Below are 25478 nucleotides of genomic sequence, written 5' to 3'. Positions count from 1 at the left end.
CAGGACCAGCACAGGCTGGGCTTGGATGCGAGGGCGGGGGCTAGCCTGGCCCCCTCTCACTTACGCGCAGTGCCCATGCCGGCATCCGGGTTCTCGTGCTGCGGGCCAATTCCTTCGCCCTCCTCGTCTTCGTCCATGAGCGGATCATCTTCTACTGGATCGGGAGACCTGGGGTCGTCAGGGTTCATGTCACCTTGCTTTCTCGGATCGGTGCTCATCGCTGCATACCTCGCATGAGAAGAAATGCCGGATACCACACCTGATTGGATGAGTGGCGGATCACGCCCGTTCAGTTCGCCTTCACACCGTCGGTCTCCTTGCGACAGCGTCTGCCTCGCCCGGCAGGCGCTGCGCTGCGGCCAGCTCCCGCGCCCTCGCCACGCCCCACAGCAAGGCGGTGGTCATGGACTGGCCAGGCCTGGCGCTGTAGGCCTCCTCATGCACCCGCGCACCCTCCAGAAGATAGAGCCCGATGAACAACTGAGTGGTTCCAACGCGGGACAGACGGACTTGTACATCAATGCTCAATCCGCAATCGAGTACTTCGGTATGCGTACGACAGTGCAACTGGGCGTCCACCCATTCCCAATACGTCTGGCCTCTCGTTCTCATCGCTTTCTCCACAAGGTTGAGATTCATCAAGTAAGGCATACCGGCAAAAGGTCTGCATGCCGCCGATCCGATCTTGCGCACCGATCGAGAATCGGCCACCCGCACCTGCGCTTGAAGTTGCCGAAGGGAGGTCGACGGAAAGGTTTTATTCAGAATTTACGTCGGCGAAAAGGAAACCGACAGCAACTTGATACGCGAATCAATACGCTTTCGGCACATCTTCGCAGTATCGAGAGTTCCACATGACTTCATGCGTCACGCCCCTCCTTCGCCGTCCGTCAACCGCCCCGTCAAAGCGCCAGGCCTTGCTGCCCACCCAGGCAGGGCTTGCGGCGATACTTCTGGCCGGCACCGCGTCGGCAGAGCAATTGCCTTCACCCTCGATCGCCAGCACCTTGCCTGCGAACGCCACGCCCTTCGCCGTGGATGCCGGGCTGCTGGGCAAGGTCCATGTCAGCGGTCAGCTGACCGGGCTCGGCCTTTGGCAGAACCACGTGGTCGATGCACCAGGCAACGGCAATGAAACCTTGCGTGCCGACCTGAGCAACGCACAAGTCGAACTGCAGACCCTCGAAGGGCCGCTGCAGTTCTACCTCCAGGCTGGCGCCTATTCGCTGCCTGCCCTGGGGAGCGCCTACATGAAGTCGAGCAAGGCCGCGGATGAGCTTTATGGGAACCTGCCGGTAGGCTATCTGAAGGCGCCCATCGGCGAGCACTTCTCGATCATGGCCGGCGCCCTGCCGACACTGGTGGGCGCCGAGTCGACCTTCACCTTTCAGAACATCAACATTCAACGTGGCCTGCTCTGGAACCAGGAACCTGCGATCAGCCGTGGTGTTCAGCTCAACTACGCACATGACCAGCTCAGCGCCAGCCTCTCGCTCAACGATGGTTTCTATTCCGGCAAGTACAACTGGGTCAGCGGATCCCTGGCCTATGCGCTCGACAGCCGCAACACACTGACGGTCATAGGCGCAGGCAACTTCTCCGGCAACTCGAAATCTTCCGTTGCCACGCCCACGGTTCAGAACAACAGCCAGATATACAACCTGATCTACACCCACGCCGATGGCGACTTCAGCCTGAGCCCGTACCTGCAGTACACCCGCATCGATACCGATCGCAGCGTGGGCATTGGCGCCGCCGCTGAAAGCTACGGCGCGGCGATTCTGGGCAAGTACAGTTTCAATGACGCCTGGGCCCTGGGCATGCGTGCCGAATACATCGACAGCAAGGGCGCAGATTGCCGCCTGGAAGAAGACTGTACCCCGACCAACCTGCTGTACGGGGCTGGGTCTGGCGCCTGGTCCTTGACCGCCACGCCCACGTACCGCAGCGGCCCATTCTTCACCCGCGGTGAGTTGGCCTATGTCAAGACCCAGGGCGCCGATGAGGGGGCAGCGTTCGGCAGCTCCGGCAGCGAACGGGATCAAGTCCGCGTGCTGGTCGAAACCGGCCTGATGTTCTGAACCACGCGACCGCCAGCGCCCCTCGTCCGAAGCGCATGTTCGGACGAGTCGGCGCGATTTCAGGATGAAACAATCAAGACTTCCGAGGTTTGCATGAACACCCCCGCCGAGCAGTGGGAGCAACGGCTCAAGTACCAGGGCATCACCGAAGTCGAATGTGTCGTGAGCGATCTTTCCGGCATTGCCCGCGGCAAGATTGCCTCGACCAGCAGGTTCCTCGAAGAGCGCGGCATGCGGCTCCCGGAAAGCGTGCTGCTGCAGACGGTGACCGGCGATTTCGTCGAAGACCAGATCTTCTACGCCCTGCTGGATGAAGCGGGCATAGACATGTTCTGCCGTCCCGCGCCCAATGCCCTGTACATCATGCCCTGGATCGCCGAACCCACCGCCATGGTCATCCACGACAGCTTCGACAAGTTCGGCAAGCCCATCGAGCTGTCACCACGCAACGTCCTCAAGCGTGTGCTCGCGCTGTACGCCGACAAGGGCTGGAGACCCGTTGTCGCACCAGAGATGGAGTTCTACCTGACCAAGCCCAGCGGCGATCCGGACCAGCCGCTCTCTCCCCCTGAAGGCCGATCGGGCCGGCCGGAAAAAGGCCGGCAGAGCTTTTCCATCGATGCGGCCAATGAGTTCGCCCCGCTGTTCGAGGATCTCTACCACTGGTGCCAGTCCCAAGGCCTGGATCTGGATACCCTCAGCCATGAAGGCGGCCCCGCCCAGATGGAGATCAACTTCCGCCATGGCGACGCCCTGCGCCTGGCGGACCAACTCATCGTGTTCAAGCGCACCTTGCGCGAAGCCGCGCTCAAGCATGCGCTCAGCGCAACCTTCATGGCCAAGCCGATCGCCAACGAGGCTGGCAGTGCGATGCATATCCACCAAAGCGTGCTGGACCTGGCCAGCGGCGAGAATATCTTTGCCACGCCAGACGGCGCCATGAGCGAGCGGCTGCTGCACTACATCGGCGGCCTGCAGAAATACACGCCAAAGCTGATGCCCCTGTTGGCCCCCAACGTGAACTCCTTCCGCCGTTTCCTGCCAGAGGGCTGCGCACCGGTGAATGTCGAGTGGGGCGTGGAGAACCGCACCGTCGGCCTGCGAGTGCCGAGCGCCGCGCCGGCTGCCATGCGCGTGGAAAATCGGTTGCCCGGCGCCGACGCCAACCCGTACCTGGCGCTGGCCGCCAGCTTGCTATGCGGTTATCTGGGCCTGACCGAACGGATCGATCCCAGCGCCCCGGTGCAAGGGCGTGCCTACGACCGCCGTGGCCTGCGCCTGCCGAATACGCTCGAGGACGCGCTGGTCCAACTGGAGGCATGCGACGTGCTCAAGGAACACCTCGGGCACCGGTTCGTGCAAGGCTACGTTGCGGTGAAACGCACCGAACTCAAGCACTACAGGCAAGTGATCAGCGCATGGGAGCGTGAGTACCTCCAGTTGAGCGTCTGATCGCCGCTTCATGCAATGCCCGACAACCGCCCGCAGACGAAGTCGGTGAAGAAAGGCCTGCGCAAGAAAGTCGAGGCCGCCCCCTCGCAGCCTCGCCATCTGGTGACGGAAACCGGCGTCGGCTACCGGTTCATCCCCTGAGCACGCGTCACATCTCGACCTGGGTACCCAATTCGATCACCCGGTTCAACGGCAGCTTGAAGTACTTCAGGTTGCTGTTGGCGTTCTTGAGCAGAAACGCGAACAGGTACTCCCGCCATTTCGCCATGCCGATCCGGTTGGTTGGCACGACGGTTTCGCGGCTCAGGAAATAGGTGGTGCGCATCGGCGCGAAATCCAGGTCATCCCGCTGGCAATGGCTCAGCGCGAGGGGCACATCGGGCTCCTCGATAAAGCCGAAATGCAGGCTGACGCGGAAGAACCCGTCGCCGAACGCCTCGATCTCGAAGCGCCTGTCTTCGCTTACCCGCGGCGCATCCTCGGAGACCACGGTCAGCAATACCACCTGTTCATGCAACACCTGATTGTGCAGCAGGTTGTGCAGCAAGGCGTGAGGCACCGCGTCCGTGCGCGCGGTGAGGAACACCGCGGTACCCTGCACCCGATGCGGCGGCTGGGCATGAAGACTGCCGATGAACAACGGCAGCGGCAACGCGGTTTCATCCAGTCGCTCGACAATGATCTTCTTGCCGCGCTTCCAGGTGGTCATCAGGACGAACAGGCAGACCCCCGCGATCACCGGGAACGCCCCTCCCTCGAGAATCTTCGGCGCATTGGCGGCGAAATACAGGCTGTCGACCACCAGGAAACCCAGCAGCATGGGAATGGCCAGCCAACGCGGCATCTTCCACAGCAACAGCACCACTGCCGAGGAAAGCACCGTGGTCACCAGCATGGTCCCGGTCACCGCCACCCCATAGGCCGCGGCCAGGGCACCGGACGACTCGAAGCCGATCACCAGCAGGACGACCCCGACCATCAACGCCCAGTTCACCGTGCCGATGTAGATCTGCCCCTGCTCTTCGCTGGACGTGTGCTGTATGAACATGCGCGGCACATAACCCAGCTGGATCGCCTGGCGCGTCAGCGAGAACGCGCCGGAAATCACGGCCTGGGACGCGATGATGGTGGCCAGCGTGGACAGCGCGATCATGGGCAGCAGCGCCCATTGGGGCGCCAGCAGGTAGAACGGATTGCGGACCGCCTCCGGGTTGCCAAGAATCAGTGCGCCCTGGCCGAAATAGTTCAGCACCAACCCCGGCAGCACCAGCATGAACCATGCCCGGGCTATCGGTTTGCGACCAAAATGGCCCATGTCCGCGTACAGCGCCTCGGCACCGGTCAACGCCAGCACCACGGCGCCGAGAATGGCAACGCCAATGCCCGGGTGGGCCACGAAGAACTGCACGGCCCAGGCGGGATTGAGCGCCTGCAGCACTTCCGGGCGCTGCACGATGCCGTGGACGCCCAGCGCGCCGAGTACCACGAACCACAATGTCATCACCGGCCCGAACAAAATACCGATACGCGCCGTGCCATGTTTCTGGATCAGGAACAACGCCACCAGCACGATCACCGACAGCGGCACGACCCAATGTTCGATACCGTCAAAGGCCAGTTGCAGGCCCTCCACCGCCGACAACACCGAAATCGCCGGTGTGATCATGCTGTCGCCATAGAACAGTGCCGCCCCGAACAGGCCGAGCAGCACCAGTATCCGGCTCATTCTCGGGAACGGGGCCGCCGCGCGGCGCGCCAAGGCGGTCAGCGCCATGATCCCGCCTTCCCCCTGGTTGTCGGCGCGCAGGATGAACAGCACGTACTTGATCGAGACCACCCAGATCAATGACCAGAACACCAGCGAGAGAATGCCCAGCACCCCGTCGACGTTGGCCTGGACTCCATAGTGGCCGGCGAACACTTCTTTGAGCGTGTACAGCGGGCTGGTGCCGATGTCGCCATACACCACGCCTACAGCGGCAATCAGCATGCCGACGCCGGTGGTCTTGCCAGGGTGGGTTGGGTTCGAAGCGATAGCGATCTGACTCACGGATGACTTCTCTGGGCTGACGAATAAAAAGCGCATGCCTTCCCTGAGCAAGACGACTTCCCGAGGTGCCGCCCAGCCAAATTGCCCCGGCATTGCGCATTGGCGCGAGCCTCGGCCCTGGCGAGCGGACACAAAACGCGGTCAGTATCCCGACATGCGATTCTGGCCTGCGTAAAAATAGCGTAAAGAATGCGTTGCGCTATTGCCGTCTTCTTCCAAAGCGCCCTCCCCGGCCATTTGCTGCGACCGCGCCGACTGGCGCAGTAGATGACCCGTCAAGTCGGCCCAAGGCGGAAAACCGGCATGTCAGGCGTGAGGCCTGGCCATGCTTGCCCTCCAGGCATGGACACCGGTTAGCCACTACACTGACACGCAGTTGGACCAGCGTTGTCTTCGATTCGCCTGGGGCGTCCTTGCATCCTGACTACCGCATCGGAGGCGCGATGCCAGCATTTTTCCACTGGATCCGTTCTCTGCTCAGACGATCACTCCCCAGCGAGCCGAGCCAGCCCTTCAACCTGATCCGCCGATTCTCGCTGTTCAGCTTCATCATCATCAGCAGCGTGGCCATCGGGCTCGCATCGCTATCCACCCGCTTCATCATCAACGAAAGCCTCGAACGGGACGCTTTGCTGTCCGCCCAGTTCATCCAGTCCATGGCCGCGGGCGAGATACGCCACCATGACTTGCCCGGCATGAAAATGGGCGATGTCCTGTCATCCACGCATCTGGGCATGCTCAACGCAGAAACGGCGAAGAACCGCGAGCGCGCCCGGTCGGAGTTTCTCGATCACTTGTCGAACCTGCCCGACCTGCTGCTGGCGAGCATTTTTTCCCCGGATCGCCAGGTAATCTGGTCGACCAATCCCGCCTTGGTGGGGCGCACCGTGCATGACGACCCATTGCTGGAATCCGCCTTCAGCTCCGCTGGGCGCGTGAGCGCTCGCTATGACGAGGTGGAGGCCGGGCGAACCGAGCAGCAATTTAGCCATGCCCCGAAGATGTTCTTCGTAGAGAACTACATTCCGCTGCTGGATGATCAAGGCGAGGTCCTGGCCATGGTCGAGATCTACAAGGAACCCGTGGACCTGATCGAGCGCCTGGAGCGTGGACAGCAACTCATCTGGACCGCTTCGGCCTTGGGCGGGTTGTTCGTCTATTGCGGACTGTTCTGGATCGTCTGGCGCGCAGCGCAACTGCTGAATCTGCAGCAAGACCAGCTGATAGCCAACAAGACCTATGGCGGCCTCGTGGAAATGTCCACCGCCGTCGCCCACAGCCTGCGTAATCCATTGGCGAGCATCCGCACCAGCGCGGAGCTGGCGCAAGTGGCGCCAGGGCAGCCAGCGACCGGCAACATCACGGACATCATTGCTCAGGTGGATCGCATGTCCCGCTGGGTGAGCGATCTGCTGCAGTGCCTGCGGCCATTGCATGGCGAAGCGCAGGCCGTTGACCTGGTGGCCGCCATGCATCGGGCGCTGATCAGTCTCGCACCGCAGTTGCACCAGGCGCGAATCCAGGTGGCGTTCAGTGCCGAGGGCGGCGCGCCAGTCATCAGCCACCCGTTGCTTCTCGACCAGGTAATCAACAGCGTGCTGGCCAACGCCATCGAGTCCATGCCCGCCGGCGGCGAGCTGACGCTGGCGCTGGAGCGCACCGGGCCGGCTGAGCTGTGCTTGTACATCGACGACACTGGCCCAGGACTGGCTCGGCAGCAGGAATTGATGTCGGCCAAGTCTTTCTACACCACCAGACAAGGTGGCCTTGGTATCGGCATGGTCATGGTGAAACAGGTGATGGAACGCTTCGGCGGAGCTGCTTCGCTGAGCAGTCGAGCGCCGCGAGGCACGCGGGTGTGCTTGCGCTTTTGCGCTGAAGCTCGCTCGCCCGATGCGCATTGAATGGGTTCGATGCTTGAGTACCTGCCGCGTCGGATCAACAGCATCCGATTGCCCCGCTGTTCAGCAGAGCACCTCCCTTTCTGCGCTCGCAGTCGCGGGCCAGTGGTTTATATACATCAGGAAAAGTTACGTTCAACGCAACTATCAAAAGATTATTTTACTTGGTAAAAATAAAGACTTGACGCTCAAGTAAGGGCCCAGCCATATTTGACCGCACCCAACTTCCGCGCATCCACCAGAAACAACAGCCATTCGCCATTGCCGTTTGGTTGACCATCTTAATTGCGCATCCAGATGACTATCCAGCAACGCCCGGCGCACGCGCCAAATTCACTTTATCGATGTTTGATACAAGCAAATGGAGGGGCTATGTCTGACATGAAGAACCAACATATAAACACTGCCAGGACGGTTGAAATCGGTAATCCCTCCTGGCAACTTGCGCAGAACTCTGGACTGACCGACTTGAGCGTCACGCATGTCGAGCGCAGCCGCATGGTCGACCAGAACGGGCACGCGTTCATGAACATGTGCTCCTGCTCCTACCTCGGCCTGGAGATCGATCCGCGCCTGGCCCGGCGCGCGGCAGACTATGTACTGAAAAGCGGCACCGTCAACTTGCCGACCTCGCGCATCCGGATCCGCCTGAAAGAGTTGGACGAACTGGAACAGGCAATGTCCGCTCACTTCAAGTGCAGCGCCTTCACCGCGACATCATGCAGCGCCGCAATCGTCGCGTCATTGCCATTGCTGGCCGCCGGTATTTTTACCGACGGCCAGCGACCGTTCATGATCTTCGACAAGCATGCGCACTTTGCCTTGAACCAGGTCAAGGCCATTTGCGGGGATGAAACCCAAGTGGTCACCTGCAACCACAATGATGTCGATTTCATTGAAGACATGTGCAAGCGCCACCCGTTGGTTGCCTATGTCGCCGACGGTGCCTACAGCATGGGCGGCAGTGCACCTGTCGAGCGCCTTGTGCAGTTACAGGACAAATACGGACTGTTTCTCTACTTCGACGATTCCCACTCATTGAGTGCCTATGGCGAACGGGGCGAAGGTTACATTCGCACGTTCATCCCGCAGCTCAATCCACGGACGATGCTGGTGTACTCCCTGGCCAAGGCCTTCGGCGCCAATGGCGGAGGGATATTCATGTCGGAGCAGGCAAATTACCAGCAGGTATTTCGCCGCTTCGGCGGGCCAATGTCTTACTCACAGTACGTCAATCCGGCCACCCTCGGCGCCTCGATGGCTTCGCTGGATATTCACCAGTCCCCCGAGCTGGGCGTACTGCAGGAAAAACTCAACGCCAATATCCAGCTGTTCGACAGTTTGTTCCCCACCGAACATGCAGGATCCGGCTTGCCGATTCGCGTCGTCCCGCTGGACAGCCCCGATATGGCGGTCGGCGTTTCCGAGGGCGTATTCAAGCGCGGCTATTACACCTCGGCCGTTTTCTTCCCCATCGTCGCCAGGAACAAGTCGGGGCTGCGCGTGATGATGCGTGCCGACATGTCCCAGGACGATATCCGTGGTTTCTGCGCCGCCGTTCGCGCCGAGGTCGAGCTGGCCCGCCAGGGCCTGCCGGTTGCCCATGGTTGAGCGCATGGCGATGCCCCATCCCGTACCGAGAAGCCTTTTGTATTGTTCCGCGCTCAACCCCGAGCAGTACGCCAAGAGTGCCTTGACCGATGTCATGGTGATCGACCTGGAGGATGGAGTGCCCCACGGGCAGAAAGTCCAGGCGCGGGCATGTGTCGAACAGTTCTATCGCGCCCGCGCGGCGCAACGAACGGCGCTGCGAATCAACCCGTTGCGTGACAACGAAGGGTTGCTCGACCTCTTGCTCGTCCAGTCGCTGGAACACCGGCCTGAGTTCATCGTGATGGCCATGACCGAAGCGGCGGCCGAAATCGAGGTAGCAAGGGCAAATCTGTGTCGTGACGGGGAAAGCCCGAAGATCCTGGTCACGGTCGAAACACCGGCCTGCATGCGCGACATCTACCAGATCGCCGCCGTGGCCGACGGGTTGATCTTCGGGTCTGCCGACTACGCCGCCAGCCTCGGCGTGCCGATTGGCGGCTGGACCAACATCCTGCATGCGCGAGGGAGCATCATCGCGGCCGCGAGCGCGGCAGGCATTCCCGCGTTCGACACGGCCTATTTCCATCTTGAAGACGAAGACGGGTTGGTCAAGGAGTGCCAGGACACCCTCGAGCTAGGGTTCAGCGGCAAGACCGCCATCCACCCCCGGCAGATCGCCACGATCAATGCCGTGTTCACCCCCTCTGCCACGGCCTACGAGCAGGCCTTGGCGGTGGTGCAGGCAGCACAGCACAGTGGCGACAAGATCACCCGGCTGAAGAACCTCATGGTTGGACCACCATTCGTCAAGCACGCCAGGAAGGTGATCCAGCGCGCCCAGGAGCTGGGACTTTGAAGGAGAGAAGCATGGAACCCATGATTGCGGCGCATGAACAGATCGGCGCCAATCGCTACCGCGAATGCTACGGCCTGCATTTCGAAGAGTTCGTGGTGGGCGATGTCTTCGAACATCGTCCAGGACGCACGGTGACGGAGCTGGACAATATCTGGCAATCGCTGGTCAACATGAACAATCACCCCGCGCACATCGATGCGGCCTATGCGCAGCGCAGCGAATTCGAAAAGCTGCTGGTCAACAGCTCAGTCACCTTGTCGATTGTCAGCGGCATGACCGTGGCAACCATGAGTGCGCGGGCGATCGCCAATCTGGGGTGGGATGAAATACGCCTGCCAAACCCGGTATATGTCGGCGATACCCTTTACGCCGAGAGCGAGGTGGTTTCCAAACGACCGTCACGCTCACGCCCTGGTCAGGGCATCGTCACCATCAGCGTCATTGGCCGCAAGCAGGACGGCACGCCGGTGATCACTTACCTTCGAACCTTCCTGGTGCCGAAGAAGGGACACGCCCAGGACTACGCCATCGGCTAGGGCGCGCAGGCCCTCGTGAAACAACAACCGAGGAAGGATGCCATGAGCAAACTGGCGGTGATTACCGGCGGCAACTCCGGTATTGGCGAGGCCTGCGCCTGGCGTTTTGCCAGCGCGGGGTACGAAGTCGTTGTTTGCGCACGCCGAGACGTACAAAACCGGGAGGTATGCCAACGCATTCGCGAGGCTGGCGGAGTGGCCCATGCCTATGCCGTCGACCTGCGGGATGCTCGCGAGCTGACCGAATGCTTTCGGGCCATTGCCCTCGACCATCGGCCGTTGACGTGTCTGGTCAACAGCATCGGCATCGAAGGTACGCCTTTCACGCGCACCGAGGATTACGACGACGCCGTGTTCGACGATGTCCTGGCCACCAATGTCAAGGCGCCCTGGCAGTGCATGAAAGCGGTCTTGCCGACGATGAGGCTGGCGCGCACCGGCAGCATCGTCAACGTCGCTTCCCTGGCCGGGATACGCGCCAGTGCCACGGGCGGTTCGGTCTACTCCGCGAGCAAGCATGCCCTGGTCGGCATGACCCGGGCCGCGGCCCGTGAGTATGCGCCGTTCGGGATCCGCATCAATGCGGTATGCCCGGCCTTCGTCCGCACGCCTCTGTCGGCGGGCATCCTTGGAGACGATCTGGAATCGGCAGGCGGCACCCACCCACTGAAGCGGATCTGCGAAGCCCGGGAAGTGGCCAGCGCGGTGTATTGGCTGTGCTCTGAGGACGCGTCATTCGTCACCGGCATCGCGATGCCGGTGGACGGGGGAACACAGGCCTGAGCGGCGGCGCCTCGAGCGTCAAGCACCCGCTTCTTCACGAATGGATCACTGGAACAAGGAAAATCGCATGCTGCTGCTCAATCGCCAGGACATCGAACGCAGTGTCGAGCTGCCAAGGCTTGTCCGTGTGCTGGAACACGCGCATCGAGGGTTTGCATCAATCCCCCCGGTGGTTCCGAAACGGCTGATGATCACTCAGCCACGCAACAGCGCCTTTACCTTGTTCATGCCGGCATTGCTGCCCGAGCAGCAGACCCTGGGCATCAAGGTCTCGTCGTACCATCCCGATAACAGCACACGGGGGTTGTCGGCGGTCAACGGTGCCGTTTTGCTGATCGAAGCGCACAGCGGAAGGCTGCTGGCGATGCTGGACAGCGCGGCCCTGACAGCTATTCGCACCAGTGCCATGAGCGCACTGGCAACCGACAAGCTATGTCCGCGCGGGCGGCTCAATCTGGCGGTTATCGGCGCGGGCGCCCAGGCTGCGGCGCATGTGAGGGCGATGGCGGCCGTGCGGGAGCTGGGGCAGGTGCGGATTGTTTCGCGGCGCATGGCCCAGAGCGTCGCGCTGGCCGAGCGCTTGGCCATCGAGCTGCGCCTGCCGATCGAGGCGATCGACAGTGTGCCGATGGCGCTGGCCGATGCGGACATCATCTGTACAACCACCTCTCACGCCAGCTCCACGCCACTGGTCGCCGCGTGGATGCTCAAGCCGCTGGCGCACATCAACGCAGTGGGGGGCAGCACGCTCGCCGCGTGCGAGATCGACCCCAGACTGCTGGCCGACGTGCAGGTTCATGTCGACCACCTGGACTCGGCTCGCCATGAGTCGGGAGAGATCGCCCAGGCGCTGGCATTGTCGGTGATCAGCGAACGTGACATACGCCAGATCAGCGCCCTGGTCACCGACCAGCCTGAGCCTCCCGCGCGCAAGCCGGGGTGGAGCTACTTCCGCAGCGTCGGGCATGCCAGTCAGGACATGGTGGTCGCCGCCTGCATCTATGAGACGGCCAAGGCAGGAGGAATAGGTCGCTACTGCGACCATTTCGACAATCCAGACATGCCCCGCGCGCGGGGCTGATCTGACATGGATACTGTTTGGGAGCAGGGAAACCCATGAATATATTGCTGATCGATTCGCCGAGAGTGAGCTACATCGATACCGGAGAGTACCGCGCAGGGGCAGCGCGGCAAGGTCATACCCTGGAGGTCACCAGCCACCCTTCGGATGAGCAGTTGGCACGGGCCGATGGAATAATCGCCTTTCACGCGGTGGTCGTCGATGCGCCGCTGGTGGCCAGGATGCGTCGCTGCCGAGTGCTGGTGAAGGCAACCATCGGCCTCGATGACGTCGACGTCGACGCCCTCAGCGCAAAAGGCATCCTCTGTTCGAACATCGGCGCGGTAGGTGCGCAAGAGGTCGCGGAGCACGCACTGGCGCTTATCCTGATGGCCCAGCGCAAACTGCTGGAATTCGCCCGGCATACCCGTGAGGGAGGCTGGAGCTGGCGCACTCATACCGGCACGCTGAAAGCCTGTCGCGACACCGTGCTGGGGCTGGTTGGCTATGGTGCTACCGGGCAAGCCTTGGCGCACAGGGCGTCGATGCTCGGCTACCAGCTGTGCTTCCACGACCCGTGGATCGAGCAGTGCCCTCTGGGGCTGGCACAGCGGGTGACGCTGGAGGCCTTGCTCGGGCAGGCCGATGTCATTTCCCTGCACCTGCCTCTCACCGCGCAGAGCCGGCACCTGCTGAACGATACGCGCTTTGCGCAGGTCAAGCATGGGGCAACGCTGGTCAATACGGCGCGCGGCGCTATCGTCGATTCCGCGGCGTTGCTGCGCGCCTTGCAGTCCGGGACGGTATCGATGGCCTTGCTGGATGTGGTGCAGGAGGAGCCGTGCGTGCCCAAGGCGCTGATCGAGCATGAGCGTGTGCTGATGACCCCTCATGCCGCCTTCTACAGTGAGCGCTCGCTGGCCGAGCTGAAGCGCAATGCGCTGCAGACGATGCTCGCGCTGCTGCGGGGAGAAAAGGTCAAGACGCTGATCAACCCCGATTGCATGGCAAAGGAGGCAAAAAGACATGCCTGAGATGACGCTTGCGAGCCTTGACCTCTCACGGTCCGCGTTGCCCGCCTGGTTCGACCTGGCAACTGGCGCCAGCATACTGCAGTACGGCCAGCGCCTGGCCGCGCGCGAACTGCTCGTCAATACCCTGGGCAATATCGTCGTGCGCACGCACTGCCCTTACTGGAAGCGCGACGTGATGTACACCAAGCACCTCGGCCTGTCGCTCGAAGAGTCCGGTCTCGAGCACCTGGCTGTGCTGGACATGCAGTCCGACGAGCTGCTGCACGGGCGCTGCCGCCCCAGCCTGGGGCATCAGATGCACCGCGAGATCATGCGCTGCCGCCCCGATATCCACGCCACCGTGCACCTGCACCCCGATGACGTCATCGCATTTTTTCCGTCATGCAATGGCGGCAGATGAGCTACGTGTCCAACGATACCGCGCTGGTCATGGGCAAGCCGCCCTGCATTCTTGGCGAAGGGGTGAACGTCGAGCTCGACGTGAGCGCCATCGGCCGTTGCGCCGGGGATACCAATTGCATCGTCATGCCCGGCCACGGCATCACCAGCTTCGGCCGCGACCTTTCAGAGGCCTACCACCGCGCGGTGGCATTCGTCGCGGAGATCCGCCGGCTGATCACCTGTCAGCACCTGTCGGCGGCGACCGGCAAACCGGTTGCGTTTGCCAGCGAAGACCAGGTGCGGCACATGTACGAGCTCGGCGAGCAGGTCATCTACGGGAGGACCCGCACATGAACGTTGACGAACATGTTCTCGGCTCGGGCCTGTGGAAAGCGCCCGAGCGCGACCTGAGCGCCATGTTGCTGGACTTGAACGAAAACCAGTTCCTGCACCCTTTTCTCGCGCGCTTCATTGCGACAGAGCTGCAACCCCAGGACCTGTTCACCTACCCCAACTACCGGCCGCTGCTCAGCGCGTTGGCCAGCTACTGCAAAGTGCCCACGCAGCACGTGCTGTTGACCAATGGCGCGGATCAAGCCATCGACCTGCTGTTGCGACTGCTGTTTTCACCTGGCGATCGCGTCGTCATTCCTTCGCCCGTGTTTTCCTTCTACTACCAGATGCTCGACATCAATGGCCTCACGCCGATCGTCGTCGGGTTCGAGAAACAAGCGCACGGCTTCGTGCTACCCACCGCGGCCGTTCTCGACGCCTTGTCGACGAGCCAGGGCCTGATCCTGTGCAACCCCAACAATCCGCTGGGCGCGCGGCTGGAAACCGAGCAGTTGCAGATACTGGTGCAGGCCTGCGTCAGGCAGGACAAGCCGATCATTGTCGACGAGTGCTATTTCGAATACTTGCAGCAGTCTTGCCTGGACACGTTCAGCGAGGTCAGGCAACTGTTCGTCATCCGTTCGTTCTCCAAGTATTTCGGACTTGCCGGACTGCGCCTGGGGTATGTGGTCACCCAGCCTGAGTCGGTGCGCGAGCTGTTGAAAGTGCGTGGCCCCTGGGACATCAATCACATCGCCGTGAAAGCCGCGTTGTACTGCTTGCGCAATCAGGAAGACTTGCGACGTGCCCACGAGAGCCTGGACCAGGTCAAGGGCGAGATCCTCGAGCTATGCCGTGCCCACGGGATCATGGCGTACGGCAGCGACACCAATTTCCTGCTGGTGCAGGATCACGACGATGGCCGTCTGGCACGCGCCTTCGCCCAGAACGGCATCCGCGTCAGCCACTGCTGCCGATACCCCCACAGTTTCGGCCTGCTGCACAACATGCTGCGCGTGGCGATACCGGCGAAGTCGGATCTCAAGGCGTTCCTGATGGCGTTGCTAAGCGGGGCTGGCAGCCCTGCTGGCTGGGGAGAGGTGAAACTGGCCATTCGATAGTGCCCACAGGCCAGGATGGCGCTGTGGTTTTTCAAGATCGCGCGGACTCAGGATGCAAAGGATGAAAGGACGTCACCGCTATTCGTTGATCACAACGCTGCGCAACATCATCGTGCTTCGTCTGCTGTTCGTCATGGCCAATGCGCTGGGGCCGTTCGCAGCACTGTTCTTCAACCGCCACTACCAGCTCGATGGCTCGGCGGTGGCGCTGGTGATCACGCTGGTATCGGCGTTCTACCTGACGGGCAACGTGTTGGGAGGGGCCTTGGCCAGTCGCTGCGCCTTTCGCCCACTGCTACTGGGCACATCGTTGTGCTCGTCGGTCTTTCTCCTGCTCGCGATGATGTTCAGCACGCCGATCACCTCCATTGCCATGGTGCTGATGGTCATGCTGTGCGCAGGCGTGATCACGCCAGTGTTCAGCATGCTGACCTCGCTGGCGGCGGACGACGGCAACCGCATTGCATCCTTCGGCTACCTTCACCTGGCCACCAACCTGGGCGCCGCGCTGCTGTTCGTCATCGGCGGGTACCTGCTCGGTCTGCAAAGTCATTACCTGATGGTGTTCGCCGCCGCCGTCAGCGTTGCGTGCTTCCTGGCGAGTGTGTTCCTGGCGCTGCCCGAGCGGCAGGTCGATACGCCGCAGGCACGGCGCGGCATCTTGCGCGACATGGCCGGCACACCGAGGATCGTGCTGGTCGCCGGCGCGCTGTTTTTCGCGTTGTCGGTACTGGATGCGCAGCGTGAGTATCAGCTGCCCTTGTGGCTCGATCTGATAGCCGTTGAGCGTGCCGCGAGCATTTTTGCCGCGGTGGGCATCGTCAACGCGTTGCTGGTCATCCTGATCACGCAGCCCTTGATCGCGCTGACCTCTCGATTCGGCACGCTCGCCAACCTGGCCGCGGCAGGCGTTTTCTACGGTATCGGGTTTGGCGCCTACGCGTTCTTCGAGCAGACCGCGTTGATTCTGTCGTTCGTCCTCTTCTGGACGATGGGCGAGATTCTCGGCATCACTCATATCACCGCGTTGATTTCCCAGAAGACCTCATTGCAGAACCAGGCCAGCCTCTTTTCACTGATTCCCGTCCTGCTCGCGCTCGCCAGAATGGTCTCGGTGGGAGTGGGCGCCTCGTTGATCTCCCGCCTCGGCTTCACGTCGAGCTGGAGCCTTTACGGTCTGCTGGGTCTGCTGCTCGGCGGCATCTGCTGGTTGTTGGGCCGGGAAGCCACGGCCTCACAGGCTTCATCCCCACGGCAAAGCTGAGCCAGGAGGCTCGTTTCAGACATCAAAAGGAAGAGGTGCATTCAGCATGAGCGAGACACTGGCGCAGGACCTGTACGAGCGGTTGTATCGGGGCAATCCGGCCCTGGTCAAAACCGGCGATTTCGACGATGTCGATGTCACGACCAACAACTTGATCTTTGTATGCTTGGTACTGGTCAACGGCTACCAGTTTCTCGTCGCCCCCCTGCTGATCTCGATAAACCCCTGGTTCATGCTGACCCTGCTGCCCACCCTGCTGTTCTCTTCGACCACTGGCGTCATGGTGCACGAGGCGATACACGGATTGCTGCACCCGGCCCCGTGGAGGAACCGACGCATGGGGCAGGTAATGGCGGTGTTCATGGGCATCGCCTATGACTTGCAACGCTTCGATCATCTGCGCCATCACCGCATCAGTCGTACCGAGCATGACTGTGACGAGATCTACATCGCCCCGCGCCGATCGACGCGCAGAGTCGTCAACTATTACTACCGCAAGTTGTTTGGCGCGTACTGGCATGACTTCGTGCTGACGACCATCGTCTGCTTCCTGCCGCCCCGTTTCATCTATCCGCTGATGAGCCTCATCTACGGCTCGACAGTCGTGCCGTCGGACCGTTCGGCGCTGTCGATCACCCTGCGCAATGGAAAATTGAACGCCCTGCGCACCGAGGGCGCATGCATCTGGCTGCTGTTGACTTGCAGTGCGTTTCTGTATGGCGCGCACGGGTGGGTGCTGGTGATCCTCTACTTGCTCAGGGCATTCATACTCACTGTGTTGGACAGCTTTGCCCACTACCAGACGCCCCTCAATGATTCGCAGTTTGCGCGCAACGTGAAAGTTTCGCTGTTTTTCGAGCGAGTGTGTCTGATGAACTTCAACTACCACGGCGCCCATCATATTTTTCCTACAGTTCCGTGGGACAAGATCCCACAATATATGCAGCACTTCGAACCCGGCTTCTGCTTGATTACCCACGGTGGTCTGTTACGGTCGCTCAAAGCCAAATACACGCCGCCCCGGGCTTTCAGCGCGTGGCCCCGTGGTTGGTTGCCAGGAGGACGCACCGAGGAAAAGCGCTTTTCGAACCCAATCCCTACCAGGCTGCCGTGACCCCCTGCGCTTGCCGCAAGCGATGTTCATCAGGCCGAGCGATACCTTACAAGCACGTATGAGCCGGGCGATCGATTGCCTTTCAGCCCCGGTAACAACGAGGACCCCCTATGCGACAGCAGTATGATCCAGCCTGGGTTGAAAGCACGGCTCAGGCCAAATGGCTTCGCGACGAAGTATTCAAGGCTGTCGAAGACGAAAGTCGGCCAAAGTTCTATGCCTGTTCCATGCTGCCCTACCCCTCCGGGAAGTTGCACATGGGCCATGTGCGCAACTACACGATCAATGACATGTTGGCCCGTCACTTGCGGATGAAGGGTTACAACGTGCTGATGCCGATGGGGTGGGATGCCTTCGGTTTACCGGCGGAAAACGCTGCGATGCAATCGGGCGTATCGCCCGCGCAGTGGACCCGAATGAACATTGCCGACATGAAGTCGCAGATGCAGCCGCTCGGCCTGGCGTTCGACTGGTCACGGGAAATCGCCACCTGCGATCCGCAGTACTACAAATGGAACCAGTGGTTTTTCCTGAAGCTGCTGGAAAAGGGTCTGGCCTACAAGAAAACCCAGATCGTCAACTGGGATCCCGTCGATCAGACCGTGCTGGCCAACGAGCAAGTGGTGGATGGCCGTGGCTGGCGATCCGGGGCGCTCGTCGAGAAGCGTGAGATTCCCGGCTACTACCTGCGCATCACCCAGTATGGCGAAGAGTTGCTGTCGGCCATCGACACCCTGGAGGGTTGGCCGGACATGGTCCGTAGCATGCAGCGCAACTGGATCGGCAAGGCCAGCGGGGTCCGTCTGGCCTTTGTCCACACGATCGAAGACGCAAGCGGGCAATTGATCGACGCGGGCAAGCTGTGGGTGTTCACCACGCGCGTCGATACGCTGATGGGCGTGACGTTCTGTGCCGTTTCCCCTGAGCACCCGCTGGCCAAGCGGGCCACCGAGCTCGATCCACGGCTCGAGCCGCAGGTGCAGGCGTGTCGGCAGGCGGCGCAGGCCGGTCCCGCGGCCGGCGCGCAGGCGAAGCTCGGAGTCCCCAGTGGATTGCACGTCGAGCATCCACTGACCGGCGAACCGGTCGCGGTGTGGATTACCCATTATGTGCTCGGTGAATACGGGGAAGGTGCCTTGATGGGAGTACCGGCCCATGATGAGCGCGATTTCGATTTTGCCCATCGGCACGGCTTGCCGGTGCGGCCCGTCATCGCCTTCGAAGGCGTGCTCTACGACGCGGCAGCATGGTCGGATCGCTACGGCAGCCGTGAAGGCCGCCTGATCGACTCGGGCACCTTCGATGGTCTCTCGGTGGAGCAGGCGTCCCTGGCGATCGTCGATGCCCTGGCCGAGCGTGGGTGTGGCGAGCACGCCACCACGTGGCGTCTGCGTGATTGGGGAATCTCCTGCCAGCGATACTGGGGCACGCCGATTCCGATCATCCATTGCCAGCGGTGTGGTGATGTGCCGGTGCCCTACGCGGACCTGCCAGTGGTCCTGCCGACCGACTGCATCCCCGACGGCAGTGGCAACCCGTTGCAGCAGCACGAGGCGTTCCGCCACGTTGCCTGCCCTCGTTGCGCCGCGCCCGCGCTGCGGGAGACGGACACCATGGACACCTTCGTCGACTCGAGCTGGTACTTCATGCGCTACTGCGATCCCGACTGCCACACCGCGATGGTAGGGCCCGGCAATCGCTACTGGATGCCCATCGACCAGTACATCGGCGGCATCGAACATGCGGTGCTGCACCTGCTCTACGCCAGGTTCTGGACCAGGGCGATGCGCGACGAGGGATTGGTCGACTTCAGTGAACCGTTCAAGAACCTGTTCACCCAGGGCATGCTGCTGCGGGAAAGTTACTACCGCAAGGCCGAGGACGGTAGCCGTCGCTGGTTCTACCCCGCCGAAGTAGCGGTTCAATACGATGAGAAAGGCCGTCCGGTCAGCGCGACCGCGATCGAAGATGGCTTGCCCGTCACCTTGGGTGGGGTGGAGAAGATGTCCAAGTCGAAGAACAACGTGGTCGAGCCCAAGGACATCATCGACCGCTTTGGCGCGGACACCGCCCGGTTGTTCACCATCTTCGCAGGCCCCCCCGACCAGAGCACGATCTGGAGCGACAGCGGTGTCGAAGGCGCCTATCGCTTCCTGCGCCGTCTCTGGAACCTTGCCGTCGACGAACGGACACGCGACGAGCAGGCGCCAGATGCCGCGCAAGCCCGCCATGTGCGCTTCATGACCCACAGCTTGCTGCAGCAGATCAACAACGATTATGAGCGGCTGCAGTACAACACCGTCGTCTCGGGTGCGATGAAGATGCTCAAGGTGCTGGAGAGTGCCGACGGCGCGGGGCGCCAGGTCCGCCGAGAAACCATGTCCATTCTCTTGCAGGTCCTGCATCCTGTGACGCCGCACATCTCCCAGGTGCTCTGGGAGGCGTTGGAATTCCCTGGCGCCCTCTACGACAGTGCCTGGCCCACCCCGGACCGCGACGCCTTGAAGCAGGACGAGGTGAAGATGATGGTGCAGGTCAATGGCAAGCTGCGCGGCGAGATTCTGGTCCAGGCCGATGCCGACCATGACACGATACGGAACCGGGCGCTGTCCGATGCTGCGTTGAGCAGATACCTGGAAGGCGCTGCAAAGATGATCGTGGTGCCGAACCGATTGGTGAATTTCATCGTCTGAGCGTTCAGTTGCATCCCTGGAAACCAGAAAGCCGGCATTTCTCGAAATGCCGGCTTGGTTGACAGGCATCAGGCACGTCTGCCGGATGCCGCCTTGATCGAGCGCTAGCGGACGCTCTGCCGGGAGTCCTCATCCTGCGTCGAAAGCGCGGGTGGCGCGCCGTGGATCAACGGCCCATAGCGCCGGCTGAACGCCTGGTCGTACGGCACACGGTCCTTGTTGAAACCATTGTCCCAGTTGACCGACCAGGTCATCAGGCCCCTGATCGACAGCCCTTTGGCAGTGAGCCGTTTCAACGCATTGGCGACGGCCATCGGCTCGATCACATAGCCGGTAGCCGCGGCATCGACGTTGGCGGGCAGGCCGATGACGAACTTCTCAGGCGCGATCCTGGTGAAGCCACGAGTGCCACTCACCAGGCTCTCGGTCAGGTAATAGAGGAAATCCTCTTTCATCGCATCGTTGTTCTGGGCGATCCAGGCCCCTTTGCCGCCATTGGCCTCCTCGACCCAGACCCCGTCGCCGCCCTGATTGTAGAACTGCGGCGCGATGAAGTCGTAGTAACCCTCCAGCGCCTCGAGGTAGCCGACATACTTGCCGGCAGCAGTCAGGTACGGGAACTCCGGCGCCATGCTGATGATGAAGTGCTTGCCCTCGGCGGCATAGTGGTCCTTGACCCGTTTCAGCGCGGCGGGCAGGACGGTCTTGTTGGCGGCGAAATCAATCGCGCTCTGCTCAAGATCGATGTCCAGCCCATCGAAACCATAGGTCTCGACCAGACGGATGATTTCATTGGCCAGTGGCATTTCGTGGCCCGGGCGTAGCTCGATATGCGCGTCAGCACCTCCCAGGGACATCAGCACCACCCTGCCCTGGCTGTTCAGCACGCCCACCTGGCGGCGAAACTCGGCATCGGACAGGTTGTACGGTTTGAACGTCGGTATGCCGCTGCCCTTCATGAACGCCACGGCTACCACGTTGTAGTCACGCGGCACATCCTCCAGGTTCATGTTGGCAAACTGTCCGCGCTGGTAGCCATCGGCAGGCCCCGCCGGCCAGTTATGCCAGTAGCCCATGAGGATTCCCTTGCCATCCAGGCTCGGCATCCGCGAAGCGGCATCGTCCAGCGATGACCGCAGTTGGGTGAAGTCTATCTGTGACATGTTCCAATCCCTCAGAACGTGTGGAAGATTCGCCGCCCTATTTGAAGTCGACGTCGAAGGCCTGATAGAAGGCGTTGCCGGTGTTGGCCACGATCCACATCAGGACGATGACATGACGCCCCTTCTTGTTGGCCGGCAGCGTCACCTGGTGTTCGACCTTGGCCTTCAGCTCGCTGGCGTGGCTGTAGTAAGGCACCTGCTGATAAAAGTCCTCGGCGAATGGCTGCGCCTCCAGCTGTGCCCGGGTGATCCGCTGTTGCGGATCCCAGCCGTCCTTGGTGATCAGCCAGCGATAGCCTCGGGTGGTGTGCGCCGCGGTGTACTGCCAGGTCACCTTGAAGACCTGGCCCGGGTCGACGTTGAGCAGCGGCCAGCTGAACGGCCGGTTGAGCTTGTCGCTCATCTCCTGGTCGGTGTAGTTGACGCAGTCGCGGCCATCGGTCTTGCCACCGCTGAGGATGAAGCCATCGGCCGGCGGCACATCGCTGGGGTTGTCCGAGGCGAACGGTGCCGGGAACGGACCGGCGGCCAGGGCCGGGAAGTTCTTGCCACCTTCCATCTCGTTGACCTGCCAGGCGCCCAGCAGGCCGAGGTCGATGGCGACCGCGCCGCGGGAGGCCGGGGCCGTGACACGGCCGTGGCGAAGGGGGGATTGGTTTTGTGGTTTGTTCATGTTTATCGCTCCATTGATTTGAGAACTCTCCCTTTCCGAAGGAGAGGCCTTCAAACTAACCGAGCGGTTTTTTCTGTCCACGCCCCCGTTTTTCGCTTTGCAACGCACTGGGAGAGACAAAGCCCGAAAATACTGGACATGCATACAGCTTGACCAAATTTTTCCTACCTGCGCTGAAGCAAAGCACCTACAAATCGACGCGGCGTTCGCCGATGCCATGGGCCAACGAGCCAACGAACGGCAAAGGAATTTGACCGCAAGGAACGGAGTGTCCAGATCGAGGGCGGCAGGCAGACTGCATGCATCAGTCCGCAGCACTCACCCTTATGAGCACTCGCCAGCCATGAACACCCCGCCCCACGTCCTTACGGCGCTCGACGCACTAGACTGGGCCGCTGTCGGCCGGTCGCTCGACACTTACGGCAACGCCGTGCTCCCAAGGCTCCTGACCACGACTCAATGCCGGGAGCTTGCCGCGCGCTATGCACAGGTCGCGGGCTATCGCTCGCGGGTCGTCATGGCCAGACATGGCTTCGGGCGGGGCGAGTACAAATACTTCGCCTACCCACTTCCCCCCTGCTCGAGCAGTTGCGCCATGGGCTGTATCCGTGGCTCGCGGCAATCGCCAATCGCTGGAACCCGCAACTGGGAATAGACGAGGCCTACCCAAGCGATCTGCAGGCCTTTCTGCGCCGATGTCATGAGGCAGGCCAGACGCGACCGACACCCCTGATCCTTCGATACGGCGAAGGCGACTACAACTGCCTTCACCAGGATCTCTACGGCGAGCATGTCTTCCCGCTGCAAGTCGCCATCCTGCTGTCGGAACCCGGCAGGGACTTTGTCGGCGGCGAATTCGTCATGACGGAACACTCGGCCAACGGCCGGCGCGCGGAAGTCGTCGCCCTGGGCCAGGGAGACGCGCTGGTGTTCACCGTCAACCAACGGCCTGCCAATGGCAAGCGTGGTACTCGCAAGGTCGCCATGCGCCATGGCGTCAGCCGCATCCGCGGTGGCTTGCGCCACACCCTGGGTCTGATCTTTCACGACGCGAGGTAAGCCTGTCAGTGCGCGACACCACACTCGATCACCTGGACTGGACCGACATCGGCCTGCAACTGGAGACCGAAGGCCATGCCCTGCTGCCTGGCCTGCTGGATGCCGAGGCCGCACGAGCCCTGGCACGGCAGGTCAGCGACCTGGGGTGCGGTGAGCTGATGTACTTCGATGCTCGCCTGCCTGCGCCGCTGGGCCACTGGCGCACGCGGCTGTACCACCGCCTTCGGCACATCGCCAACCACTGGAACGAAACCCTGGGCATCGACTACCGATATCCGGCGCAGCTGGAGGATTTTCTGCAACGCAATCGCAAGGCCGGGCAGACACGCCCACAGTCCCACCTGAACAGGCTCTGCCTGGACGATCACTGGCCACTGCACTCGCGCAACGCAGGTGAGCACGTATTCCCTCTGCAGCTCATCGCCCTGCTGTCCGAACCCGGTGTGGACTTCCAGGGAGGGGAGTTCGTCATGGTCGAGCAACGCCCACGCATGCAGTCACGCCCCGTGGTGGTGCCACTCGAGCTCGGCGACGCCGCCATCATCGCCACGGCCGAACGCCCCGTCAGAGGCGCCAGGGGGCATTATCGGGTCACCCTCAGGCACGCCATCAGTCGCGTGCGCCAGGGCGAACGCATCGGGCTCGAACTGTCATTCCACGATGCGCCTTGAGGCGCAAACGGAGCAGCGCAGGACGGTGAGCGCGGTATCGGTGTCAACGAACAAGTCACGCTGCATGGCCATGGGTCTCGGTGGGGGCGTTCATGATCGTGCCTTGCGTGCCAGTTCCTGCCAGGCGCGCAGAACCGCATAACCCCGCCAGGGCCGCCAGGCTTGCGCCGCTTGCGTGGCCGCAAACGCGCTGTGTACCCCCAGGGCTTTTTGCAGCGCCACGTCACCGGCGGGAAAGGCATCGGGCCAGCGCAGTGCGCGCAAGGCGATGTACTGGGCGGTCCAGTCGCCGATGCCCGGCAATGCGCGCAGCGCGGCGCACGTCGCCGCGACGTCCACGCCAGGCAGCAAGACCAGTCGCTCCTCCAGCACCGCCTCAGCCAGTGCTTTCAGTGCGGCCTGGCGCTGACGGGTGATGCCCAGCCGGCCGAGGCCATCGCCACTGGCCGCGGCCAGCACCGCGGGGGTGGGGAACAGGCGATCCACGCCTGCGATCGGTGTTTCGATGGGCGCCCCGAAGCTGGCGACCAGGCGAGCGCCCAGCGTGCGCGCGGCGGCCACGGTGATCTGCTGGCCGAGCACCGCGCGCACGGCCAACTCGAAGCCATCCACCGTGCCGGGGACGCGCACGCCTTCGCTCGATGGAAACGTGGCATGCAACAGGGTGTGAATGGCCTGGGGGTCGGCGTCCAGGTCGAACGCGGCGCGCACGCGATTGATCAGGGTGGGCAGGACAGCGGCCAACGAGTCACTGATCGTCACCCAAGCCTGGGCACGCGCCTCGTCGAAACGCACACGCAACCAGCCACTGCAGTCCTGCTGGTCCTGAACCAGTCGCAACGTGCGCGTGTATTCCCGCCCCGTCACCTGCTCGACCCCAGGGAGGGCACGCAAGCTCAGAAAGTCGAGCATCGCCGCCATGTCATAGGGCGGGCGCCATCCCAGACGGACACTCACGCCTTGCCCATCCGACGCGGAGCTGGCCCGGCGCAGCGCGCTGGGATTCAGACCGTAGTGCCGCGAAAACGCGTCATTGAACCGCCGGACGCTGGTAAAGCCGCTGGACAAGGCCACTTGCGTCATCGGCAACTGCGTGTCGGCGATCAGTTGCTTGGCGGCCAACAGCCGCCGTGTCTGCAGGTACTGAAGCGGCGAAACGCCAAAATGCGCCTCGAAAATGCGGCGCAGGTGACGGTCGCTCACCCCCAGCTGCGAAGCGATCCGGGCCATCGAGCCGCCACTGCCGCGCGCCGGGCTGATGCAGGTGCGCGGCATGCGGCTCAAGGCATCAGGCTCGTCCATCAGCCGCGCCGCCTGCAGCGCCAGAATGCGCGAGGCATCCTCGGTGCTCCACGAGGCCGCGCGCGGGGCCAGCTCGGGACGGCAGCGCAGGCAAGGCCTGAACCCCGCCGCCTCGGCCTGGGCGGCATGGCGATAGAAGCGCAGGTTCTCGCGCCGTGGCGTCTTCACCCGGCATACCGGCCGACAATAGATGCCGGTGCTGGTGACAGCCGCGAAGAAGGCACCATCGAAGCGCGCATCGTGCGCTTTCAGGGCCAGGTAGCAGGCGTCGCTTTCGGGTGTATCGATGATGTTTGGCATAGGCGACATCGTAGCCCCACGTCACTGGCGAGGCTCGCCATTTCCGGACATATGGTGC

The 25478-nt window shown here is 62.2% G+C and carries 23 protein-coding genes and 1 pseudogene; 18 read left to right on the top strand and 6 right to left on the bottom strand.

Annotation, left to right across the window (positions count from 1 at the left end):
• Positions 1-56: 56 nt before the first annotated feature.
• Both N7422_RS16215 and N7422_RS16210 read right to left on the bottom strand, forming a co-directional pair.
• On the bottom strand, positions 57-218 hold the full coding sequence (locus tag N7422_RS16215) for a hypothetical protein (RefSeq protein ID WP_279807463.1): 162 nt from the start codon (positions 216-218) through the stop codon (positions 57-59).
• A gap of 82 nt (positions 219-300) precedes the next feature.
• On the bottom strand, positions 301-612 hold the full coding sequence (locus tag N7422_RS16210) for a hypothetical protein (protein ID WP_279807462.1): 312 nt from the start codon (positions 610-612) through the stop codon (positions 301-303).
• Between the two features lie 305 nt (positions 613-917).
• Here N7422_RS16210 and N7422_RS16205 point away from each other — a divergent pair, with 305 nt between their 5' ends.
• The 3 genes from N7422_RS16205 to N7422_RS16195 all read left to right on the top strand — a co-directional run bounded on the left by N7422_RS16205 (position 918) and on the right by N7422_RS16195 (position 3674).
• On the top strand, positions 918-2081 hold the full coding sequence (locus tag N7422_RS16205; protein ID WP_279807461.1) for an outer membrane beta-barrel protein: 1164 nt from the start codon (positions 918-920) through the stop codon (positions 2079-2081).
• A gap of 93 nt (positions 2082-2174) precedes the next feature.
• Positions 2175-3533 carry a glutamine synthetase family protein gene (locus N7422_RS16200; protein ID WP_279807460.1) on the top strand — a complete coding sequence of 453 codons (1359 nt, stop codon included), beginning with the start codon at positions 2175-2177 and terminating at the stop codon, positions 3531-3533.
• 15 nt (positions 3534-3548) lie between these two features.
• A complete protein-coding gene (locus N7422_RS16195) occupies positions 3549-3674 on the top strand; it encodes a hypothetical protein (RefSeq protein ID WP_279807459.1) in 126 nt (41 codons plus the stop codon).
• 7 nt (positions 3675-3681) lie between these two features.
• Here N7422_RS16195 and N7422_RS16190 read toward each other — a convergent pair whose 3' ends face one another.
• A complete protein-coding gene (locus N7422_RS16190; protein WP_279807492.1) occupies positions 3682-5523 on the bottom strand; it encodes a potassium transporter Kup in 1842 nt (613 codons plus the stop codon).
• Between the two features lie 389 nt (positions 5524-5912).
• Here N7422_RS16190 and N7422_RS16185 point away from each other — a divergent pair, with 389 nt between their 5' ends.
• From N7422_RS16185 to leuS, 13 genes are all read left to right on the top strand, one after another.
• On the top strand, positions 5913-7487 hold the full coding sequence (locus tag N7422_RS16185; RefSeq protein WP_347815269.1) for a HAMP domain-containing sensor histidine kinase: 1575 nt from the start codon (positions 5913-5915) through the stop codon (positions 7485-7487).
• A gap of 369 nt (positions 7488-7856) precedes the next feature.
• Positions 7857-9095: an aminotransferase class I/II-fold pyridoxal phosphate-dependent enzyme gene (locus tag N7422_RS16180; RefSeq protein ID WP_279807458.1), complete on the top strand. Its 1239-nt coding sequence runs from the start codon at positions 7857-7859 to the stop codon at positions 9093-9095.
• 37 nt (positions 9096-9132) lie between these two features.
• The gene (locus N7422_RS16175; RefSeq protein ID WP_279807457.1) at positions 9133-9933 is read left to right on the top strand and encodes an aldolase/citrate lyase family protein; all 801 of its coding nucleotides are present in this window, start codon (positions 9133-9135) and stop codon (positions 9931-9933) included.
• 11 nt (positions 9934-9944) lie between these two features.
• Complete coding sequence (locus N7422_RS16170; protein WP_279807456.1) at positions 9945-10469, top strand: MaoC family dehydratase; 525 nt, start codon at positions 9945-9947, stop codon at positions 10467-10469.
• Positions 10470-10511: 42 nt separating this feature from the next.
• Positions 10512-11252, top strand: a complete 741-nt coding sequence (locus N7422_RS16165) for an SDR family NAD(P)-dependent oxidoreductase (RefSeq protein WP_279807455.1) — start codon at positions 10512-10514, stop codon at positions 11250-11252.
• Between the two features lie 67 nt (positions 11253-11319).
• Positions 11320-12333: an ornithine cyclodeaminase family protein gene (locus N7422_RS16160; RefSeq protein WP_279807454.1), complete on the top strand. Its 1014-nt coding sequence runs from the start codon at positions 11320-11322 to the stop codon at positions 12331-12333.
• 35 nt (positions 12334-12368) lie between these two features.
• Positions 12369-13346 carry a C-terminal binding protein gene (locus N7422_RS16155; RefSeq protein WP_279807453.1) on the top strand — a complete coding sequence of 326 codons (978 nt, stop codon included), beginning with the start codon at positions 12369-12371 and terminating at the stop codon, positions 13344-13346.
• Entirely contained in the window at positions 13339-13746 is a 408-nt protein-coding gene (locus tag N7422_RS16150; RefSeq protein ID WP_279807452.1) for a class II aldolase/adducin family protein, read from the top strand. Before N7422_RS16155 ends, N7422_RS16150 begins: the two co-directional genes overlap by 8 nt.
• A complete protein-coding gene (locus N7422_RS16145) occupies positions 13743-14081 on the top strand; it encodes a class II aldolase/adducin family protein (RefSeq protein ID WP_279807451.1) in 339 nt (112 codons plus the stop codon). The genes N7422_RS16150 and N7422_RS16145 overlap by 4 nt, the downstream gene beginning before the upstream one ends.
• A complete protein-coding gene (locus tag N7422_RS16140; protein ID WP_279807450.1) occupies positions 14078-15181 on the top strand; it encodes a histidinol-phosphate transaminase in 1104 nt (367 codons plus the stop codon). The genes N7422_RS16145 and N7422_RS16140 overlap by 4 nt, the downstream gene beginning before the upstream one ends.
• A gap of 61 nt (positions 15182-15242) precedes the next feature.
• Entirely contained in the window at positions 15243-16445 is a 1203-nt protein-coding gene (locus N7422_RS16135) for an MFS transporter (RefSeq protein ID WP_279807449.1), read from the top strand.
• A gap of 46 nt (positions 16446-16491) precedes the next feature.
• Positions 16492-17559, top strand: coding sequence for a fatty acid desaturase (locus N7422_RS16130; protein WP_279807448.1), 1068 nt, complete (start codon positions 16492-16494; stop codon positions 17557-17559).
• A gap of 110 nt (positions 17560-17669) precedes the next feature.
• A complete protein-coding gene (gene leuS, locus N7422_RS16125; protein WP_279807447.1) occupies positions 17670-20252 on the top strand; it encodes a leucine--tRNA ligase in 2583 nt (860 codons plus the stop codon).
• 104 nt (positions 20253-20356) lie between these two features.
• Here the strand turns inward: leuS and N7422_RS16120 are convergent, their stop codons facing one another.
• Both N7422_RS16120 and N7422_RS16115 read right to left on the bottom strand, forming a co-directional pair.
• A complete protein-coding gene (locus tag N7422_RS16120) occupies positions 20357-21415 on the bottom strand; it encodes a chitinase (protein ID WP_279807446.1) in 1059 nt (352 codons plus the stop codon).
• 37 nt (positions 21416-21452) lie between these two features.
• Positions 21453-22088 carry a lytic polysaccharide monooxygenase gene (locus N7422_RS16115; protein ID WP_279807445.1) on the bottom strand — a complete coding sequence of 212 codons (636 nt, stop codon included), beginning with the start codon at positions 22086-22088 and terminating at the stop codon, positions 21453-21455.
• Positions 22089-22431: 343 nt separating this feature from the next.
• Here N7422_RS16115 and N7422_RS16110 point away from each other — a divergent pair.
• A pseudogene (locus tag N7422_RS16110) lies at positions 22432-23147 on the top strand (2OG-Fe(II) oxygenase).
• 8 nt (positions 23148-23155) lie between these two features.
• On the top strand, positions 23156-23818 hold the full coding sequence (locus tag N7422_RS16105) for a 2OG-Fe(II) oxygenase (RefSeq protein WP_279807444.1): 663 nt from the start codon (positions 23156-23158) through the stop codon (positions 23816-23818).
• Between the two features lie 90 nt (positions 23819-23908).
• Here the strand turns inward: N7422_RS16105 and N7422_RS16100 are convergent, their stop codons facing one another.
• The gene (locus N7422_RS16100) at positions 23909-25420 is read right to left on the bottom strand and encodes an AlkA N-terminal domain-containing protein (RefSeq protein WP_279807443.1); all 1512 of its coding nucleotides are present in this window, start codon (positions 25418-25420) and stop codon (positions 23909-23911) included.
• Between the last annotated feature and the right edge of the window lie 58 nt (positions 25421-25478).

Source organism: Pseudomonas sp. GD04091 (genome assembly GCF_029836165.1).
In the GTDB taxonomy this organism is placed as follows: domain Bacteria; phylum Pseudomonadota; class Gammaproteobacteria; order Pseudomonadales; family Pseudomonadaceae; genus Aquipseudomonas.
The sequence above is the reverse complement of the archived record's forward strand: the minus strand, read 5'-3'. Positions and strand labels throughout refer to the sequence as shown.